This is a genomic window from Faecalibacterium sp. I3-3-33, assembly GCF_023347295.1.
Lineage (GTDB): Bacteria > Bacillota > Clostridia > Oscillospirales > Ruminococcaceae > Faecalibacterium.
Genome location: NZ_CP094469.1, coordinates 2,557,075 through 2,576,057 on the forward strand (window position 1 = coordinate 2,557,075; position 18,983 = coordinate 2,576,057).

The following is an 18,983-nucleotide window of genomic DNA, read 5'->3' on the forward strand; positions in this document are numbered from 1 at the left end:
CACTCACCAGCCTTTTCTACTCGTTTGCTCCATTCTAGCACAGCCCGGGGCATTTGTATACCGTGGAGCGGACGATTTTGAATGGCCACCGCGTGCGCTTTGGCCATCTTCAGCGGAAAATTATTTTTATATTTGCAATTCTGGAAAATCTGCGGATTTTCCAGAATTACTTCTTCATGGGAGTAAAAAAGAGCCGCCGCACGGCGGCATGGCTGTGCGGCGGCTTTGTAAGAAGGTTGGAAATTGCTTAGTTTTCGGCCAGATTACCGGTATAAAGCTGGTAATACTTGCCCTTTTTGGCGATCAGCTCGTCGTGGCTGCCGCGCTCGATGATGCGGCCCTGTTCCAGCACCACGATGCAGTCTGCATTGCGGACGGTGGACAGGCGGTGGGCGATGACAAAGCTGGTGCGGCCGTACATCAGGCCGTCCATGCCGCGCTGCACCAGCGCTTCGGTGCGGGTATCAATGGAGGAGGTCGCCTCGTCCAGAATCAGCACCGGGGGGTCTGCCACGGCTGCGCGGGCAATGGCAAGCAGCTGGCGCTGTCCCTGCGAGAGGTTGGCGCCATCGCCGGTCAGCATGGTGTTGTAGCCCTCCGGCAGGCGCTTGATAAAGCCATCGGCGTTGGCCAGACGGGCGGCAGCGATGCACTCTTCATCGGTGGCATCCAGCCGGCCGTAGCGGATATTCTCCATCACCGTGCCGGTAAACAGGTGGGTGTCCTGCAGCACGATGCCCAGCGAGCGGCGCAGATCGGCCTTTTTGATCTTGTGGATGTTGATGCCGTCGTAGCGGATCTTGCCCTCCTGAATATCGTAGAAGCGGTTGATCAGGTTGGTGATGGTGGTCTTGCCTGCACCGGTGGAGCCGACAAAGGCGATCTTCTGTCCCGGACGACCATACAGGTTGATGTCGTGCAGCACCGTCTTTTCCGGCACATAGCCAAAGTCTACGTCCGTAAAGGTGATATCGCCCGCCAGCTTGTGGTAGGTAACGGTGCCGTCGTGGTGGGGGTGCTTCCACGCCCACAGGCCAGTGCGCTCGGCAGTTTCCACCAGCTGGTCGTTGCGGTCGTACTTGGCATTTACCAGCGTCACATAGCCCTCGTCGGTCTCGCTGGGCTCGTCCATCATCTTGAAGATGCGCTCTGCACCGGCCAGTGCCATGATGACGCTGTTGGCCTGCATGGACACCTGACTGATGGGCATATTGAAGCCCTTGTTCAGGCTGAGGAAAGCCACCACGGTGCCAAGGGTCATGCCGCCAACGCCGCCAACGGCCATGGCTGCACCAGTCAGTGCGCAGATGGCGTAGCTGATGTTGCCCAGCTGGGCGTTGACCGGCATCATAATGTTGGAGAAGGCGTTGGCCTGCTTGGCGCTTTCCTTCAGCTGGTCGTTCAGCGCACGGAAGCCGGCAAGGGTCTGCTGCTCGTGGGTGAACACCTTGACCACCTTCTGGCCCTCCATCATCTCCTCGATGTAGCCGTTCACCTTGCCCAGATCCCGCTGCTGCTGGATGAAGTATTTGGAGGAGCTTTTTGCGATCTGCTTGGAACAGAACAGCATCAGCGCCACCATGAGCATGGTAACGATGGTCAGCTGCCAGCTGAGCATACACATGCTGAAAAACACCGACACGATGGTGATGACGCTGGACACCAGCTGCGGGATGCTCTGGCTGAGCATCTGGCGCAGGGTATCCACATCGTTGGTGTACACGGACATGATATCGCCGTGGGGATGGGTGTCAAAATACCGGACGGGCAGGCTTTCCATGTGGGTGAACAGCTTGGTGCGCAGATTGCGCAGCGTGCCCTGTGTTACGTTGACCATGATGCGGGCGTTGGCCCATGCGGCCAGAATGCCCACAAGGTAGATGCAGCACATCCGCACCAGTGCATCGGCCAGCGGTGCAAAGCTGGGGTCCTGCTGGCGGGTCATGGGCACGATATAATCGTCCATCAAAGTCTGCAAGAACAGGCTGGCCTGCACATTGGCCAGCGCACTGACCACGATGCACACAAGCACAAGGATGCAGTGGGGCAGATAGTTGCGGAACACTTCATCCATAATGCGCTTCAGCAGCTTGCCCGGGTTTTCCACCTTGGGGCGCGGCCCCCGTGCGCCCCGCGGGCCGGGGCCATGTACTTCTTTTACTGCCATTACTGCGCACCTCCCTGCTTGTCAAAATCGCCGCCGCCCTGGGTCTGGCTGTTGTAGACCTCCTGATAGATGGCATTGGTCGCCAGCAGCTCCTCATGGGTGCCCAGACCGTTGATCTGGCCGTTATCCAGCACCAGAATGCGGTCTGCATCCTGCACCGAGGAGATGCGCTGTGCAATGATGATCTTGGTCGTGCCGGGGATCTCCTCCCGGAAGGCCTTGCGGATCTTGGCATCGGTCGCGGTATCCACGGCGCTGGTGGAGTCGTCCAAAATCAGCACCTTGGGCTTGCGCAGCAGGGCGCGGGCAATGGTCAGGCGCTGCTTCTGGCCGCCGGACACGTTGGAGCCGCCCTGCTCGATCCATGTATTGTACTTATCCGGGAAGCGCTGGATGAACTCATCCGCGCAGGCCAGCTTTGCCATGCGGATGCACTCTTCCTCGGTGGCGTTGGCATCGCCCCAGCGGAGGTTATCCAGAATGGTGCCGCTGAACAGCACATTCTTCTGCAGCACCATGGAGACCTCGCGGCGCAGCACGTCAAGGTTATAATCCCGCACATCCACGCCGCCCACCCGCACGGTACCGCTCTCGGCATCGTACAGGCGGGGGATCAGCTGCACCAGACTGGACTTTGCACTGCCGGTGCCGCCGATGATGCCCAGCGTCTCGCCGGGCTGGATGGTAAAGCTGATATCGTTCAGCACCGGCTGGCCGCTGCCATGCTTATACTTGAAGGTAACGTGGTCAAACTGGATGCTGCCATCTGCCACCTGCTGCACCGGCTGCTTTGCCGGGGGCAGGTCGGTGTGCTCGTCCAGCACCTCCACGATACGCTTGGCAGAAGCGGCGGACATGGCGATCATGACAAAGGCCATGCTCAGCATCATCAATGCCATAAGGATGTTCATGATATAGCCGAACAGGGCGTTCAGCTGACCGGTGGTAATGGCACCGTGCAGCACATACTTTGCGCCGAACCAGCTCAGCGCGATATTGCAGCCGTACACTGCCACCAACATGGCAGGGTTGTTGAAGCTCAGACGGCTTTCGGCGTTGACGAACTGCTTGTACAGGCTCTCGCAGGCGGCAGTGTATTTTTCGTTCTCAAAACCCTCGCGCACGAAGCTTTTGACTACGCGGATGGCAGAAACGTTCTCCTGCACCGAGGCGTTGAGGTTATCGTAGTTCTTGAACACCCGGTCAAAGATGCGGAAGGTGGGGATCATGATGGCAGCCAGCACCGCCACCAGAAAAGCCACTGCCACCACAAACACCAGCGACAGCGGGCCGCCGATGACTACGGCCATGAACATGGCAAACACCAGATGCACCGGAGCGCGCACGCACATGCGCAGGATCATCTGAAAGGCGTTCTGCACGTTGGTCACGTCGGTAGTCATGCGGGTGACAAGACCTGCCGTGGAAAATTTGTCGATGTTGGAAAAAGAGTAATGCTGGATGTTTTCATACATGGCATCGCGCAGATTTCCGGCAAAGCCGGTGGATGCCTCGGCGGCGTACTTGCCCGCCAGCACGCCCAGCACCAGCGCAATGGCTGCCACCAGAAAGGTAAGCAGACCGTAGCGGATGATGGCGTTCATATCGCCCTTTTCAATGCCCTGGTCGATGATAAAGGCCATGATGGTGGGCAGCAGCACATCCATAATGGCTTCCAGCGCAGCAAAGAGCGGTGTCTTGATCGAGGCGGCTTTATACTCGCCCAGATGCGACACAAGCTTTTTGATCATCTGAGTTCCCTCCTATTTGAATTTATTTGTTTGGTACGAAACAATTCTATACAAAACATTTTAAATGTCAAGGCGTTTCGTAAAATGTTCATAATTACTAATTTAACAAGCCCTTTTTCAGCACTTTGACGGAAAAGGTGGCTGAACTCCCTCAGTCGCCTGCGGCGACAGCTCCCTCTGGGAGGGAGCCTTTGGCATGCGGGAAAGTTTCTTATTGCGTTTAAAGCTTTAGCACTAGGTCTAACGGCGTGCGCCCTCTCCGTCACCTGCGGTGACACCTCTCCCAAAGGGAGAGGCAAGGGCACTGCCGGAAACTTTCTCATTATGCCTAATACTTTAGCAACAAACTTTAGACCTTGGCTCCCCCTTCGGGGGAGCTGGCGCGGGAGCGCCTGAGAGGGTTCGCTCTCCTTTATTTCAACGCCTCCCGCAGCTTGTTCAGCAGCCGCAGCAGCTCTGCGTTCTCCTCCTCGGTCAGCAGTCCGGCCACATAATCGTCGGTCTGGTGGAAGGAAAGCAGAGTCTTTTCGTGCCGTTGGATGCCCTCCTCGGTCAAAACCAGCTGCTTGAGCCGGGCGTCCTGCGGCACGCTCTGCCGCTGGATGTAGCCCTTGCGCTCCATCAGCTGCAAAATGTTCGTCACCGTGGAGCGGGTAATGGAAAACTCCCGCTCGATGTCCCGCTGGAACACCTGCTCGTCCCGGTGGCGGTAAAGATACTCGATGATCCACCCGTGCATGGGGGTGATCTGCTCTACCCCGTTGGCGCGGGAAAACTGGTTCAGCCTGCGGAAGATCAGGTTATCCACCCGGCGCAGCTGGGCGGGGATGACCTGCGGCCCATCCCACGGCGGGTCCAGCTTGCAGGGCTCTTCAATAGGGTGCTGTGTACACATAATGTTTTTCCTCTGTTCAAATTGTTCGATGTGAAACTGTTTGATACGATACATATTTTATCCATATCCCCGCTCAATGTCAAGAGGGCGGGACGCAAAAAGGCCGCTGCGGAAAATTTTCCGCAGCGGCCCTGATTTTTATGGATATGGGATACGCTTACAGCTTCTTGCCGGTCAGCAGCTCGTAAGCCTCCAGATACTTGGCAATGGTCTTGTCAATGACATCCTGCGGCAGGTCGTAGTTGCTGTCGGGGTTGGCCTTCAGCCAGTCGCGCACGAACTGCTTGTCGAAGGAGGGCTGGCTGTGACCCGGCTCGTAGCCCTCCAGCGGCCAGAAGCGGGAGGAGTCCGGGGTCAGCATCTCATCGCCCAGCACCACGTTGCCGTCCTCGTCCAGACCAAACTCGAACTTGGTGTCGGCAATGATGATGCCGCGGGACAGTGCATACTCGGCGCACTTCTTGTACAGAGCAATGGTGTAATCGCGGAGCTTAGTGGCGTACTCCAGACCGTGGCCGGGGAACTGCTTCTCCAGCACGTCGATGCTCTGCTCGTAGGAGATGTTCTCGTCGTGGTCGCCGATCTCTGCCTTGGTGGAGGGGGTGTAGATGGGCTCGGGCAGCTTATCGGACTCCTTGAGGCCCTCGGGCAGCTGGATGCCGCACACCTTGCCGGTCTTCTGGTAGCTTGCCCAGCCGCTGCCGGTGATGTAGCCGCGCACAATGCACTCGATGGGCAGCATGGTCAGCTTGCGGCACATCATGCTGTTGCCGGTGAACTGGGGCTGACGGAAGAACTCCGGCATATCCTGCACATCCACGCTCAGCATGTGGTTGGGCAGCAGATCGCGGGTGTAATCGAACCAGAACTTGCTCATCTGGGTGAGCACGGTGCCCTTTTTGGTGACCTTGTTTTTCAGGATGACGTCAAACGCAGAAATGCGGTCGGTGGCAACCATGATCAGGCTGTCGCCATTGTCGTAGATCTCGCGGACCTTGCCTTCTTTGATGGGTTTGAACTCTGTCATAATCAAACACTCCATTTTTCCATGTTCTCAGCAGCGCAGCAGCGCAGCACAGCTCTTACCCTATTATTCTACCATACTGCCGCGCGGTTTAAAAGGAACAGAATAAAAGAAAAACAGGCAAGTTTTGTGTTTTTATCGTGAAAAGTGCGCAAAAAGCAGCAGGAAATTTCGGCGTTTTGACGATAAAAGTCGTACTTTATCCCCAAATGCACCCACCTTTGCAAAATGCAGTCATGGACAAGCGCCGCCAGTTGCGGTATCATAATAGTATGAGTATATCTGCGCTCCGCAGGGGCGCAAAAGTAAACAGGGAGGTAAAGAGTATGGGCAAATTTCCCAAGGGCTTTTTGTGGGGCGGCGCTACCGCCGCCAACCAGTGCGAGGGTGCATGGCAGGCAGACGGCAAGGGTCTGGCAACGGTGGATGTGACCCCCTTCGGTGCGGACCGTTTTCCGGTGGCAACGGGCTATATGGAAATGCTGGACTGCGATGCCGCGCATTTCTACCCCAGCCACGAGGCTATTGACCTGTATCATCATTATAAAGAGGATATCGCCCTGTTTGCAGAGATGGGCTTCAAGTGCTTCCGGCTGTCCATTGCATGGACCCGCATCCTGCCCAACGGCGATGACGCCCAGCCCAACGAGGCGGGGCTGGCTTTCTATGACAGCATTTTTGACGAGTGCCATAAGTACGGCATCGAGCCGCTGGTCACCATCTGCCACTTTGATACCCCCATTGCCCTGATCAAAAAATACGGCGGCTGGAAGGACCGCCGCATGGTGGACGCCTACGTCCACTACTGCGAGGTGCTGTTCGACCGCTTCAAGGGCAAGGTAAAGTACTGGCTCACCTTTAATGAGATCAACATGCTGCTGCACCTGTCCTTTACCGGTGCAGGGCTGGTGTTCTACCCCGGCGAGAACGTGGAACAGGTCAAATATCAGGCCGCCCATCACGAGCTGGTAGCCAGCGCAAAGGCGGTAAAACTGGCGCACGAAAAAATGCCGGACGCCATGGTGGGCTGTATGCTGGCGGCGGGTCAGTTCTACCCCCGCACCTGCGCCCCGGAGGATGTGCGGGCGGCACAGGAGGCCGACCGGGACAACTATTTCTTTACCGACGTACAGGTGCGCGGCGCTTACCCCGTGTGGGCAAAAAAGCGGATGGAGCGCGCCGGTGTGCAGCTGCACACACAGCCCGAGGACGACCGCACGCTGCGGGAGGGCACGGTGGATTTTGTGTCCTTCAGCTACTATTCCAGCCGCTGCATCACGGTGGATAAAGCGCTGATGGCGGCAGAGAATGCGGAAGGCAACGCCGTGTCTGCATCGGTGAAGAACCCCTACCTGAAGGCCAGCGAGTGGGGCTGGGCCATTGACCCGGTGGGTTTGCGGGTGACCCTGAACACCATCTACGACCGGTACGAAAAGCCCATGTTCATCGTGGAGAACGGTCTGGGCGCGGTGGATACCGTAGAGCCGGACGGCTCCATCCACGACAGCTACCGCATCGACTACCTGCGCGCGCACATCGAGGAGATGGAAAAGGCCATCAACGAGGACGGTCTGCCCTTGATGGGCTACACCACATGGGGTCCCATCGACCTTGTAAGCGCTTCTACCGGCGAGATGAAAAAGCGGTACGGCTTTATCTATGTGGACAAGGACAACGACGGCAACGGCACCCTTGCCCGCAGCCGGAAGGACAGCTTTTACTGGTACAAAAAGGTCATTGCCTCGGACGGCGAGGACCTGACCTGAGCAAGCGCCCCGGCACTGTTTGCGGTATGGCAGCGCCGGGGCGTAAACGTGTGAGGACGAACTGATAACGGAGAAAATTTATGACACCACAGATCATTGCACACCGCGGTGCTTCCTATCTTGCACCGGAAAATACCCTGACAGCCTTTAAAAAAGCCATGGAGATTGGCGCGGACGGCGTAGAGATGGACGTACAGCAGACCATTGACGCCGGGCTTGTGATCCACCACGACTATATGATCGATCTGCACACGGATATTTCCGGCAAGATCTATGATATGACCATGGGCGATCTGAAAGAGCTGGATTTCGGCAGCTGGAAGGACGCCATCTATCAGGACGAAAAGATTGCTACCTTACAGGAAGCCATGGAGCTGTGCAAGCAGATGCCGGGATGCACCGTGCATCTGGAACTGAAATCCACCATGGACAACGACCCGGACTTTGTGCCCCGGGTGCTGGAGGTGCTGCGGCAGACGGAGATCGTGGATCAGGTGATTCTGATCTCCTTCAACCACGCGCTGCTGCGGCAGGCAAAGCAGTTGATGCCCGAATTGCGGGTAGGTGCGCTGGTATACGGCGAGCTGGAAAGCATGCTGCTGCCGCCGCCCATCATCTGGAAGGATCTGGGACTGACCAACGGCATGGACGACATGGAAGCCATGGACACTGCCCTGCCGACGGCAGACGCAGATGAGGAAAATTGCAGCTGGATGACCCGCTGGATGAGCGACAAGGTAAGTATGCTGCGGGCAAACTTCCCCGGTGAGAGCCTGAACGAGATCTACAAGAACCTAATGGCGCAGCGGGACCTGCCCACCTACATCCGCAGTCTGGATTTTGTGCCGGAGTGGGTCAGCTGTGAGTACCACACCGCCTACAAAAACGCCGGTTTCATCGACAAACTGCACGAGATGGGCATCAAGGTGTCTTTGTGGACAGTGGACACAGAGGATTCCGTCCGCAGCCTGCTGCGCACCAGCGCCGATGCCTACATTACCAACCGCCCCGACCGTGTGCGGGAGTGGGTGGAGAAGGAACAAGCGGCGACCGCCCCAACAGAAACCACCCCGGCAGAGTCTGCCCCCGCTGCTGAAGCAGACGCCGGGACAGCTGCCGCAGAGTAAGTCGGCCGGAATAAGCACAAATAATCCCAACAAAAAAGAGATAGGCTTTCCCGAAAAGGGATCGCCTATCTCTTTTTGCATTCATTTTTATTCCGCTGCTTCGGTCAGCACAAAGGTCAGCTCTGCGGTGACGGCACACTTGCCGTCCACCCATGCCGAGGCCTTGCCTACGCCCACAGCGCCGTGCTGCTGCACCAGCTCGCAGTGGAGGGTGAGCACGTCCCCGGGGGTGACCTGCTTGCGGAAGCGGGCACTCTTGATGCCGCCGAACAGCGCAAGCTTGCCCTTGTTTTCCGGTAGGCTCAGCGCCGCCACAGCGCCGGTCTGCGCCAGCGCTTCCAGCAGCAGTACGCCGGGCATGACCGGCTGCGCCGGGAAGTGGCCGTTGAAGAATTCCTCGTTGCGGGTGACGCACTTGCGGCCGATGGCCCACTGCCCCGGCTCGTAGTCCAGAACGCGGTCCACGAGAGCAAAGGGGTAGCGGTGTGGCAGGATCTCCGCGATCTGTACACTGCTCAGGGTGTTGGCGTTTTCACGCACGGTACGGGGCTCTGCCATGGGTCAGCCCTCCCATCTGCGCAGGGCGATGCAGGCGTTGTGGCCGCCAAAGCCAAGGCTGTTGCTCAGTGCATACTGCATCTCCTGCTGCCGCCCGGTGTTGGGCACATAGTCCAGATCACACTCCGGGTCGGGCTGGGCGTAGTGGATGGTGGGCGGGGCGAACTGATCCCGCAGTGCCAGCGCGGTGAACACGGCCTCAATGCCGCCCGCACCGCCCAGCAGATGGCCGGTCATGCTCTTGGTGCTGACCACGGTCATCTCCTTGGCGTGTGCGCCGAACACTGTGTGAATGGCGGCAGTCTCGCAGGCATCGTTCATGTGGGTGCCGGTGCCGTGAGCGTTGATGTGGTCCACCTGCTCCGGTGCGATGTCCGCATCGGCCAGGGTCAGCTTCATGCAGTCGATGGCACCTGCGCCGCCGGGTGCGGGCGCGGTAAAGTGGTAGGCGTCGCAGTTGGCACCGTAGCCCACCACCTCGGCATAGATGTGTGCGCCGCGCGCTCTTGCGTGCTCCAGCTCTTCCAGCACCAGCACACCGCTGCCCTCACCCATGACAAAACCGCCGCGGCGGGCGTCAAAGGGCAGGCTGGCAGCGTCCGGGTCGGTAGCGGTGGAAAGCGCCTTCATGCTGGTAAAGCCGCCGATGCCCAAGGGGCTGATGCAGCTTTCCGCGCCGCCGCAGACCATCACCGGCTCGTAGCCGTCCCGGATGCGGTGGAAGGCGTCGCCCACAGCGTTGGTGCCGCCGGCGCAGGCCGTGACCGGGCAGGTGCACATGCCCTTCAGGCCGAAGCGGATGGCCACCTGTGCCGCTGCCATGTTGGCAATGGCCATGGGCACAAAGTAGGGGCTTACCTTCTCCATGCCCTTTTCCTCGCCGCGGGCGTGCTGCTCCTCGATCGTGGGCAGACCGCCGATACCGCTGGACAGGATGACGCCGATGTCCTTGCCCTCGGCCTCGGTATCAAGGCCGCTGTCTGCAATGGCTTCTGCCGCAGCGCCCAGCGCCAGCAGGGTGAAGCGGGCCATCTTGCGGACTTCCTTTTTGTCCACCACAGTCTCGGGATCAAAATCCTTTACCTCACCGGCCAGCTTGCACTTGAAGTCGGTGGTGTCGAACTGGGTGATGGGGCCGATGCCGCATTTACCGGCACGGGCTGCTGCCCAGCTGTCCGCCACGTTGTTGCCCAGCGGGTTCACCGTGCCAAGGCCGGTGATCACAACTCTGCGTTTTTCCATAAGGGTTCTCCTTTACATTGCCATGCCGCCGTCCACACAGAGCACCTGCCCGGTGAGATAGCTGCTTTGTTCTGCGGCAAAAAACGCCACTGCCTGCGCCACATCCTCCGGCTGGCCTGCGCGGCCTGCGGGGATGCCCTGCGTCATGCCGGTGCGCACCGCCTCCGGCAGCACGGCAGTCATGTCGGTGTCGATAAAGCCGGGCGCTACCGCGTTCACGGTCACGTTCCGCGCGGCCAATTCCCGGGCAAGGCTCTTGGTCAGGCCGATGAGCCCCGCCTTGCTGGCGGCGTAGTTGGTCTGCCCGGCATTGCCGCGCAGCGCCACCACGCTGGAAAGGTTCACGATGCGGCCATAGCGCTGGCGCACCATGCGGCGGGCGGCCTCCTTGCAGCAGAGAAAGGCGCTTTTCAGGTTGGTGTCCAGCACCGCGTCAAAATCCTGCTCGGTCAGGCGCAGGATGAGGTTGTCCCGGGTGATGCCCGCGTTGTTCACCAGCACATCCACCCGGCCAAAGGCCTCGGCTGCGGCATCGAACAGTGCCTTGCAGCCCTCGGCGGTGGATACATCCGCCTGCACGGTCACCGCCTGCACGCCCTCGGCGCGGCAGAGGGCTGCCGTCTGCTCCGCAGGCTCTGCGCCGTGGCAGTAGTTCACCACCACATTGCAGCCCTGCTTTGCCAGTGCCACGCACACTGCGCGGCCAATGCCCCGGCTGCCGCCGGTAACAATGGCGGCGCGGGTCAGCTTTTCTTCGCTCATTCTGCTTCCTTCCATGCGGTCAGCACCGCATCCAGCTGTTCCGGGGTCTCCACTGCGGTGCAGACCACCCCGGGCAGGGTCTTTTTCACAAAACCGCTCAGGGCGTTGCCGGGGCCGACCTCCAGAATGTGGTCCACACCCAGTTCACCCAGACGGCGCAGGGTATCTTCCATGTAGACGCTGCTCTGCACCTGCTTTACCAGCAGCTGCGGGATGCTGTCGGTCTCGGCCTTTTCATGCCCCAGACAGTTGAACAGCACCGGGGTCTCCATAGCGCCGAACTGCTCGCCCGCAAAGCGCTGTGCCAGCGCATCCCCTGCGGGAGCCATCAGCTTTGTGTGGAAGGGGCCGCTGACCTTCAGCGGGATGCAGCGGCGGGCACCGGCTTCCTTTGCCAGCGCAGCAGCCTGCTCCACAGCGGCCTTCTCGCCGCCGATGACCAGCTGCCCCGGGCAGTTGTAGTTGCAGATCTGCACACAGCCTGCCTCTGCCGCCTGCTCGCAGCAGGCAGACAGCTTTTCTCTGTCCAGACCCAGCACGGCGGTCATGCCGCAGTCAAGACCCTTTGCAGCCTCGGCCATGGCCTTGCCCCGGAAGGCGGTCAGCTCGATGGCCTGCTTTGCGGTGAACACCCCGGCTGCCTGCAGCGCGGAGTATTCGCCCAGCGAAAGCCCCGCCAGATAGGCGGGCTTTACGCCCTTTTCGGCCAGCACAGCGGTCACGCCGCAGGCAAAGGCCACCATGCAGGGCTGGGTGTATTCGGTCTGGTTCAAAACGCCGTCCGGGTCCTCAAAGCAGACGCGGTGTAGGTCAAAATCCAGCGCTGCGCTGTCAAAGGCCGCCCGGAAGGCGGGAGATGCTTCGTAAAATTCCTTGCCCATGCCGGGGTGCTGTGCACCCTGACCGGCGTAAAGTACGGCAAGCTTCATAAATTCTGCCTCCATTCGGTCACAAGTTCGTCCATCAGCTCGCGCACGGTGCGCATCCGGTCCAGCCTGCCCACGTTTTCGCCGCAGAAGAAGAGCCCTTCCTCCACGTTGCCCTTCACCGCCTCGATGAGGGCGTGGGTGATGCAGTAGGGCACGGCGGCGGGGTCGCAGGTCTTGAGGCACCGGGCGCAGTGCTTGGGCGGGAAGCGCTTGCCCTCGGCCAGCGCCTGCACCAGTGGGGTGTTCAGCGCGCGGCCGGGCATTCCCACCGGGCTGTGGATGATGCGCACATCCTCCGGCTTTGCCGCCAGCAGCACGTCCTTGTAGGTCTGGGAGGCGTCGCACTCGTAGGTGGGGATAAAGCGGGTGGCAAGCTGCACGCCCGCAGCGCCAAGCTTTGTAAAATGTGCCATGTCGGCACCGGTGTACACGCCGCCCGCCACGAATACCGGGATGGCGCGGCCATATTGTTCCTCGTAAGGTTTTACCTCCGCCAGCACCCCGGGCAGAATCTCGTCCAAAGTCTGGCAGTGGTCGGCCAGCAGGTCCTCCTCGGCAAAGCCGAGATGCCCGCCCGCCTTGCAGCCCTCGATGACCACAAAATCGGCGGTGCGGTCAAAGCCCTTTGCCCAGCGGCGCAGGATGAGCTTTGCCGCCCGGGCGCTGGATACGATGGGCGCAATAGCCACTTCTTTTGTGTCCACGATGCCCGGCAGCTCCAGCGGCAGACCTGCACCGGAGACCACGGCATCCACCCCCGCCGCTACGGCGGTGCGGATGGCGTCGGCGTAGTCCCGGGTGGCTACCATCGCGTTGATGGCTACCAGACCCATACCCCCGGCAATGGCCTTGGCCTTTTGGATCTCTGCGGTCAGGGCGCGGTGGTTGGCTGCCGCCGGGTCGCGGGCAAAATCCGGCTCGCGGTAGCCTGCATCGGCGGTGGAGATGCACCCCATGCCGCCGCAGGCTGCTACCGCACCGGCCAGCCCTCCCAGCGAGACGCCCACGCCCATGCCGCCCTGCAAAATGGGTAGTTGCAGGGACTTGCCGCCAAGGGTCAGCATTCGGCGTTCAGCGCGGCAATGCGCTGCCTCCCGCCCTGCCACAGGTCGGCAAGGATGTCGGCCACGGGGCGCACCTCGTGCAGCATTCCGGCCACCTGACCGGCCATCAGGCTGCCGGTGTCGGTGTCGCCCTCAAAGACGGCGCGGCGCAGGCTGCCCAGCGTGTATTTTTCCAGTTCCATCTTGTCCGCGCCCGCCTTTTCCTGACGGACATACTCCCGGCTCATGCGGTTTTTCAGCACACGCACCGGTGCACCCACGGTGCGTCCGGTGACGATGGTGTCGCTGTCCTTGGCCTTGAGCAAGGCAGCCTTGTAGTTTTCGTGGATGGGGCACTCCTCGCTTGCCAGCAGGCAGGTGCCCACCTGCACACCGCAGGCACCCAGCGCCAGCGCAGCCGCCAGCTGACGGCCATCGGCAATGCCGCCTGCGGCGATGACCGGCACGCTGACCGCGTCCACCACCTGCGGCACCAGTGCCATGGTGGTCATCTCGCCCACATGGCCGCCGCTCTCGGTGCCCTCGGCGATGACGGCATCGATGCCCAGCGGCTCCAGATGCCGTGCCAGCACGGCATCAGCCACCACCGGGATCACCTTGATGCCGGCAGCTTTCCACATGGGAACGTACTTTCCCGGGTTGCCTGCGCCGGTGGTGACCACAGCGACTTTTTCCTCCACCACGATCTGGGCAAATTCATCTGCCTGCGGGTGCATGAGCATGATGTTCACACCAAAGGGCTTGTCGGTCAGCTCCCGGCAGCGGCGGATGTTCTGGCGCAGGGTATCGGCATTCATGCCGCCCGCACCGATGATGCCCAGCGCACCGGCATTGGAGCAGGCGGCGGCAAACTCGCCGGTGGCGATGTTGGCCATGCCGCCCTGAATGATGGGGTACTTCGTCCCCAGGATCTCGTTTAAAAGTTTCATGGTCTTTATCCTTTATACTCCACGATCATGCCGCCCCAAGTCAGACCGCCGCCGAAGCCGATGCAGGCAAGGGTCTGGCCGGGGAGCAGCTGGCCGCTTTCAGCCAGCTCGTTCAGCGCCACCGGGATACTTGCAGCACTGGTGTTGCCGTGGCGGTCCATGTTTTTATAGAACTTTGCACCATCGGCGTGCAGCGCCTTGACGCAGTGGTCGATGATGCGGCTGTTGGCCTGATGGCAGACCACCCAGTCCAGATTGTCCAGCGTAAGGCCGGTCTCGTCCAGTACAGTGTGCAGGCATTTGGGCAGGGCATCCACCGCAAAGCGGAACACTGCCCTGCCGTCCATGCTGATGGGGTCAGAGCCTGCGCGGCTGGGGCCGCCGGCATGGATGGCGGCATCGCCCCGGGCACCCAGCGTGATGGCAAAGGGCGCGGAGGTGTCGGTCAGTTCAAATACTGCCGCACCGGCACCATCGCCGAACAGTACGCAGGTGGAGCGGTCGGCGGGGTCCATCAGACGGGAAAGTGCTTCCGTGCCGATGACCAGCGCGTACCGCCCACCCAGCGTAGCCAGCAGGCCGCGTGCCACCGCCGTGCCGTACAAAAAGCCGGAGCAGGCGGCGTTCACATCCAGTGCGGGGCGGTTTTCCGGCAATGCCAGCGCTGCCTGTACCTGACAGGCCACGCTTGGGGTGGCGTCCGGTGCAGAAAGGGTGGCGCAGACGCAGCAGGCAATGTCTGCCGGGGCAAGGCCGCTGCGCTGCAGCGCCTGCTTTGCGGCGGCAATGGCCAGTGTGGCGGCGTTTTCGCCCTCGGTGCAGTAGTGCCGTGTGCGGATGCCGGTGCGGGTGGTGATCCACTCGTCGCTGGTATCCACAGTGCGGCTCAGCTCTTCGTTGGTGACCGTGCGGCCGGGCAAAGCCCCGCCGGTGGCGATCAGACGCAAACCCTTCATGCTTTCCTCATTTCTCCGATCTGACGGAATTTCTGGTAGCGCTGCTCGGCCAGCTGACGGCCGTTCATGCGGGCAAGACTGCGCAGCTGACGCTGCAATGCCTCGTCCAGATTGCCGAACAGTACCCCGTGGGCGCGCTGTGCGCCGCCCACCGGCTCCGGGATGATCTCCTCCACGATGCCGTCCTTGTACAGATCCTGCGCGGTCAGCTTCATGATCTCGCAGGCTTCGCCGCTGCGGGAGGAATCCTTCCACAGGATGCTGGCAAAGCCTTCGGGGCTCAGCACCGAGTAGACAGCGTTTTCCAGCATCAGGATGCGGTTTGCCACACCCAGCGCCAGTGCGCCGCCGGAGGAGCCCTCGCCGGTGACCACTGCGATCACCGGCACGGTCAGGCCGCTCATCTCCATCAGGTTGCGGGCAATGGCTTCGCCCTGTCCGCGCTCCTCGGCGTCCTTGCCGGGGTATGCGCCCGGGGTGTCGATGAAGGTAATGATGGGACGGTCAAATTTTTCGGCCTGCTTCATCAGGCGCAGGGCCTTGCGGTAGCCCTCCGGCCCGGGCATACCGAAGTTGCAGCGCAGGTTTTCCTCCAGCGTGCTGCCCTTGCGGTGGCCGATGACTGTGACCGGCTGGCCATGGAACAGCGCCACACCGCCCAGAATGGCGGCATCTTCCTTGCACTGGCGGTCGCCGCACTGCTCAAAAAAGTCGGTGAACAGTGCATCCACGATCTCGTCGATGTGGGGGCGCTCCGGGTGGCGTGCCAGAAAGACCCTGTCCTCTGCGGTCAGCGCCCCGCAGCCGGACAGCAAAGCGTCCTCCTGTGCGGAAAGCTCTGCCAGCTCGGCAGCGTGGTTGGTGATGTCAGTCATGTTCTCGTCCGCCGGGTCGCCGCGCAGGGCGGCGATCTTTTCATCCAGCGGTGCGAGCTGTTGTAAAATGTCCTTGATCATTAGGCGCTCCCTCCTCAGGCGTGCAGACGCAGCAGCTGCGCCAGTGTTTCGCGCATTTCGGTACGGGGCACTACCTTGTCCACAAAGCCGTGCTCGTACTGGAACTCGCTGCGCTGGAAGCCTGCGGGCAGCTTTTCGCCGATGGTCTGTTCAATGACCCGGGGGCCCGCAAAACCGATCAGCGCCCCGGGCTCTGCCAGCATAATATCGCCAAGGCTGGCAAAGCTTGCGGTCACGCCGCCGGTGGTGGGGTGGGTCAGCACGCTGATGTACAGCCCGCCCCGGGCAGAGAACCGCTCGATGGCGGCAGAGGTCTTGGCCATCTGCATCAGGCTGAAAATGCCCTCCTGCATCCGGGCGCCGCCGCTGGCCGAGAAGATGATCAGCGGCAGGTGCTTTGCGGTGGCGTGCTCCACGGCGCGGGTGATCTTTTCGCCCACGGTGGTGCTCATGCTGCCCATAAAGAACCGGCTGTCCAGCACCGCAGCCACCACCGGGGTGCCCTCGATGCGCCCCGTGGCGGTGATCACAGCTTCTTTCAGGCCGGTCTTGCCGGTCTGTGCTTCCAGCTTTTCCGGGTAGCCGGGAAACTGCAGCACATCCTGCGGGGCAAGGTCGGCGTCCAATTCCCGGAAGCTGCCCTTGTCAAGGACGAGGCTCAGGCGGTAGTACCCGCCGATGGGCAGGTGCACCCCGCAGTTGGGGCAGACGTACTGCGCCTTGTTCCAGATCTGGCGGGTGGCGCGGCGTCCGCACTTTTTGCATTCCACGAACTGCGGGTCGTTCCACACGGCACCCGCATCCCGCCGGGCTTTCAGCTGGAAGGTGCGCTCCCGCATGCTGCCCGGCAGCAGGTCTTTGATACTGTTCATCGCGTTTCGCCTCGGTCAGCCTCAGACATGGGCATTGATGTAGTTGAAGATATCGCCCACGGTCTTGAGGTTTGCCAGCTCCTCATCGGGGATGGACACGCCGCAGGCCTCTTCCAGTGCCATGTTCAGCTCCACAGCGTCCAGGCTGTCGGCCTCCAGATCCTCGGTCAGGCTGGCCTCCATGGTCACCTTGTCCTCATCGCAGCTCAGGGTATCGACAACGATCTTCTTCATTTCCTCGAAAGTCATGGTAGTATTCTCCTTTATGTTCTATGGTTGTTTTTAATTATTTACCTAAAAGTTGTGAGGTATCGAACACGACCATTATAGCCAAACCGTCGGATAAGTCAATGGTTTTAGTTAAAGATTTTTATCTTTTACATTTTTGTCACAGTTTGCTTCCTTTATATATAGGGGCACCCACAGGGCACAAAAAGGCCGCTGCACAGTACTTTGTGCAGCGGCCTTTCCCGCAATAATAATATTTCTTATTCCAGCCCGATCTGCTGGGCGTATTCTTCCAGCAATTCCCGCTCAAGGAAGGGGGTCTTGACGCCCTCGCGGTCGCGGTAGGTCTCGTGACCCTTGCCGATGACGGCGATCAAATCGCCCTCCTGTGCGTGATCCACCGCGTAGTGCAGTGCATCCAGACGGTCGGGGATCTCCACGAACTTTGCGTCCGGGTTGCCCTTGTTCATGCCCTCACGGATATCGGCGATGATATCCTCCACCTTTTCAAAGCGGTTGTTGTCCTCAGTGAGGATGGAGAAATCGGCCATCTTGGCGCAGATCTCGCCCATGCCGTAGCGGCGCAGCTTGGAGCGGTTGCCGCCGCAGCCGAACACCACCACCAGACGGTGGGGCTTGTAAGCGCGCAGGGTGGTAAGCAGGCTCTCGGTGGATACCTCGTTGTGGGCGTAGTCCAGCAGGATGGTGAACTTTTTGCTGATGGGCACAAGCTCCACACGGCCCTTGACCACGCACTTGCCCAGACCGTCGTGGATGGCGGCATCCGGCAGACCCAGCACCTTGCCCACAGCCAGCGCAGCCAGCGCGTTGTACACGCTGAACTCGCCGGGCATATTCACCTTGACGTCCATCTCATCCTTGCCGGTAACGTGGAAGGCAACGCCCAGAAAATCGTGGGTGCGCATTAGCTCATAGCCGGTCTCGCGGTAGTCGGCCTTTTCATCGCGGCCATAGGTTACCAGCTTGCAGGTGTGGCCCTCCAGCAGGGCAGCGGTGTTCTCGTCGTCGATATTCACCACGCCCACATCACAGCGCTTGAACAGCTGTCCCTTCCAGCTGCGGTACTCCTCAAAGGTCTTGTGCTCGCCGGGGCCGATGTGATCCGGCGAAAGGTTGGTGAACACACCCACATCGTAGTGCACGCCCGCCACACGGTCCATCATCAGACCCTGACTGGACACTTCCATCAGCGCGGTGTCGCAGCCGGCATCCAGAAACTCACGGAAGGTCTTTTGCAGCTCGTAGCTTTCCGGGGTGGTGTTGGCGGTGTCCTTGTGGCGTCCCATATAGTAGATGCCGTTGGTGCCGATCATGCCCACCTTGCGGCCTGCGGCTTCCAGCACGCTCTTGATCATGTGGGTAGTGGTGGTCTTGCCCTTGGTGCCGGTGACGCCGATCATGGTCATCTGCCGGGCAGGATTTCCAAAGAGGTTGGCGCTCATCAGTGCCATGGCGTAGCGGCTGCTCTCCACCTTGACCACGGTCACACCGGACAGGTCAGAAAGGTCGATGTCGTGCTGAATGACCAGCGCGCTGACCCCCTTGGCGGCGCAGTCGGCGGCAAACGCGTGGCTGTCCCGCTGGGTGCCCACGATGCACACGAACAAAAGCCCCGGGGCAGCCTTGCGGCTGTCGTAGATGATATCTGCGATCTCAGTATCCAGACTGCCCTGCACAAGGGTAAAGGGCACGCCTTCCATCAGTTGTTCCAGCTTCATACAGTCTCCTCCAAAGAG

The 18,983-nt window shown here is 60.6% G+C and carries 18 protein-coding genes; 3 read left to right on the forward strand and 15 right to left on the reverse strand.

The features are described from left to right. The first annotated feature begins 62 nt into the window (after positions 1-62). Entirely contained in the window at positions 63-251 is a 189-nt protein-coding gene (locus tag MTP39_RS12065) for a hypothetical protein (RefSeq protein ID WP_249240705.1), read from the forward strand. On the opposite strand, the gene MTP39_RS12070 is transcribed toward MTP39_RS12065, so the two are convergent. The 4 genes from MTP39_RS12070 to MTP39_RS12085 all read right to left on the reverse strand — a co-directional run bounded on the left by MTP39_RS12070 (position 248) and on the right by MTP39_RS12085 (position 5,840). Continuing rightward, entirely contained in the window at positions 248-2,167 is a 1,920-nt protein-coding gene (locus MTP39_RS12070; protein WP_249240706.1) for an ABC transporter ATP-binding protein, read from the reverse strand. The genes MTP39_RS12065 and MTP39_RS12070 overlap by 4 nt on opposite strands. Beyond that, entirely contained in the window at positions 2,167-3,918 is a 1,752-nt protein-coding gene (locus MTP39_RS12075) for an ABC transporter ATP-binding protein (RefSeq protein WP_249240707.1), read from the reverse strand. The genes MTP39_RS12070 and MTP39_RS12075 overlap by 1 nt, the downstream gene beginning before the upstream one ends. A 412-nt stretch (positions 3,919-4,330) precedes the next feature. Continuing rightward, complete coding sequence (locus MTP39_RS12080; RefSeq protein ID WP_249240708.1) at positions 4,331-4,813, reverse strand: MarR family winged helix-turn-helix transcriptional regulator; 483 nt, start codon at positions 4,811-4,813, stop codon at positions 4,331-4,333. A 157-nt stretch (positions 4,814-4,970) separates the two neighbouring features. Next, positions 4,971-5,840, reverse strand: a complete 870-nt coding sequence (locus MTP39_RS12085; RefSeq protein WP_112090827.1) for a phosphoribosylaminoimidazolesuccinocarboxamide synthase — start codon at positions 5,838-5,840, stop codon at positions 4,971-4,973. A 323-nt stretch (positions 5,841-6,163) separates the two neighbouring features. Between MTP39_RS12085 and MTP39_RS12090 the strand changes: the two genes are divergently transcribed. Both MTP39_RS12090 and MTP39_RS12095 read left to right on the forward strand, forming a co-directional pair. After that, complete coding sequence (locus tag MTP39_RS12090) at positions 6,164-7,603, forward strand: 6-phospho-beta-glucosidase (RefSeq protein WP_249240709.1); 1,440 nt, start codon at positions 6,164-6,166, stop codon at positions 7,601-7,603. Between the two features lie 80 nt (positions 7,604-7,683). Beyond that, the gene (locus MTP39_RS12095; protein ID WP_249240710.1) at positions 7,684-8,730 is read left to right on the forward strand and encodes a glycerophosphodiester phosphodiesterase; all 1,047 of its coding nucleotides are present in this window, start codon (positions 7,684-7,686) and stop codon (positions 8,728-8,730) included. An 87-nt stretch (positions 8,731-8,817) separates the two neighbouring features. Here the strand turns inward: MTP39_RS12095 and fabZ are convergent, their stop codons facing one another. From fabZ to MTP39_RS12150, 11 genes are all read right to left on the reverse strand, one after another. After that, positions 8,818-9,288, reverse strand: coding sequence for a 3-hydroxyacyl-ACP dehydratase FabZ (fabZ, locus tag MTP39_RS12100; RefSeq protein ID WP_005921009.1), 471 nt, complete (start codon positions 9,286-9,288; stop codon positions 8,818-8,820). A 3-nt stretch (positions 9,289-9,291) separates the two neighbouring features. Further along, positions 9,292-10,530, reverse strand: coding sequence for a beta-ketoacyl-ACP synthase II (gene fabF / locus MTP39_RS12105; protein ID WP_249240711.1), 1,239 nt, complete (start codon positions 10,528-10,530; stop codon positions 9,292-9,294). Between the two features lie 12 nt (positions 10,531-10,542). After that, on the reverse strand, positions 10,543-11,292 hold the full coding sequence (gene fabG, locus MTP39_RS12110; RefSeq protein ID WP_015537417.1) for a 3-oxoacyl-[acyl-carrier-protein] reductase: 750 nt from the start codon (positions 11,290-11,292) through the stop codon (positions 10,543-10,545). Next, positions 11,289-12,221, reverse strand: coding sequence for an ACP S-malonyltransferase (gene fabD / locus MTP39_RS12115; protein ID WP_249240712.1), 933 nt, complete (start codon positions 12,219-12,221; stop codon positions 11,289-11,291). The genes fabG and fabD overlap by 4 nt, the downstream gene beginning before the upstream one ends. After that, positions 12,218-13,285 (reverse strand): NAD(P)H-dependent flavin oxidoreductase, encoded by a 1,068-nt coding sequence (locus MTP39_RS12120; protein ID WP_249240713.1) that lies wholly within the window; start codon positions 13,283-13,285, stop codon positions 12,218-12,220. The genes fabD and MTP39_RS12120 overlap by 4 nt, the downstream gene beginning before the upstream one ends. Then, positions 13,279-14,214 (reverse strand): DUF561 domain-containing protein, encoded by a 936-nt coding sequence (locus MTP39_RS12125; protein ID WP_249240714.1) that lies wholly within the window; start codon positions 14,212-14,214, stop codon positions 13,279-13,281. The genes MTP39_RS12120 and MTP39_RS12125 overlap by 7 nt, the downstream gene beginning before the upstream one ends. A 5-nt stretch (positions 14,215-14,219) precedes the next feature. Beyond that, positions 14,220-15,170 (reverse strand): beta-ketoacyl-ACP synthase 3, encoded by a 951-nt coding sequence (locus MTP39_RS12130; protein WP_249240715.1) that lies wholly within the window; start codon positions 15,168-15,170, stop codon positions 14,220-14,222. Further along, positions 15,167-16,126: an acetyl-CoA carboxylase carboxyltransferase subunit alpha gene (locus MTP39_RS12135; RefSeq protein WP_015537412.1), complete on the reverse strand. Its 960-nt coding sequence runs from the start codon at positions 16,124-16,126 to the stop codon at positions 15,167-15,169. Before MTP39_RS12135 ends, MTP39_RS12130 begins: the two co-directional genes overlap by 4 nt. Positions 16,127-16,140: 14 nt before the next feature. Continuing rightward, positions 16,141-16,998, reverse strand: coding sequence for an acetyl-CoA carboxylase, carboxyltransferase subunit beta (accD, locus tag MTP39_RS12140; protein WP_097785517.1), 858 nt, complete (start codon positions 16,996-16,998; stop codon positions 16,141-16,143). Between the two features lie 21 nt (positions 16,999-17,019). Beyond that, complete coding sequence (acpP, locus tag MTP39_RS12145) at positions 17,020-17,247, reverse strand: acyl carrier protein (protein ID WP_015537410.1); 228 nt, start codon at positions 17,245-17,247, stop codon at positions 17,020-17,022. 239 nt (positions 17,248-17,486) lie between these two features. Then, positions 17,487-18,965: a UDP-N-acetylmuramoyl-L-alanyl-D-glutamate--2,6-diaminopimelate ligase gene (locus tag MTP39_RS12150; RefSeq protein ID WP_249240716.1), complete on the reverse strand. Its 1,479-nt coding sequence runs from the start codon at positions 18,963-18,965 to the stop codon at positions 17,487-17,489. Positions 18,966-18,983: the final 18 nt, after the last annotated feature.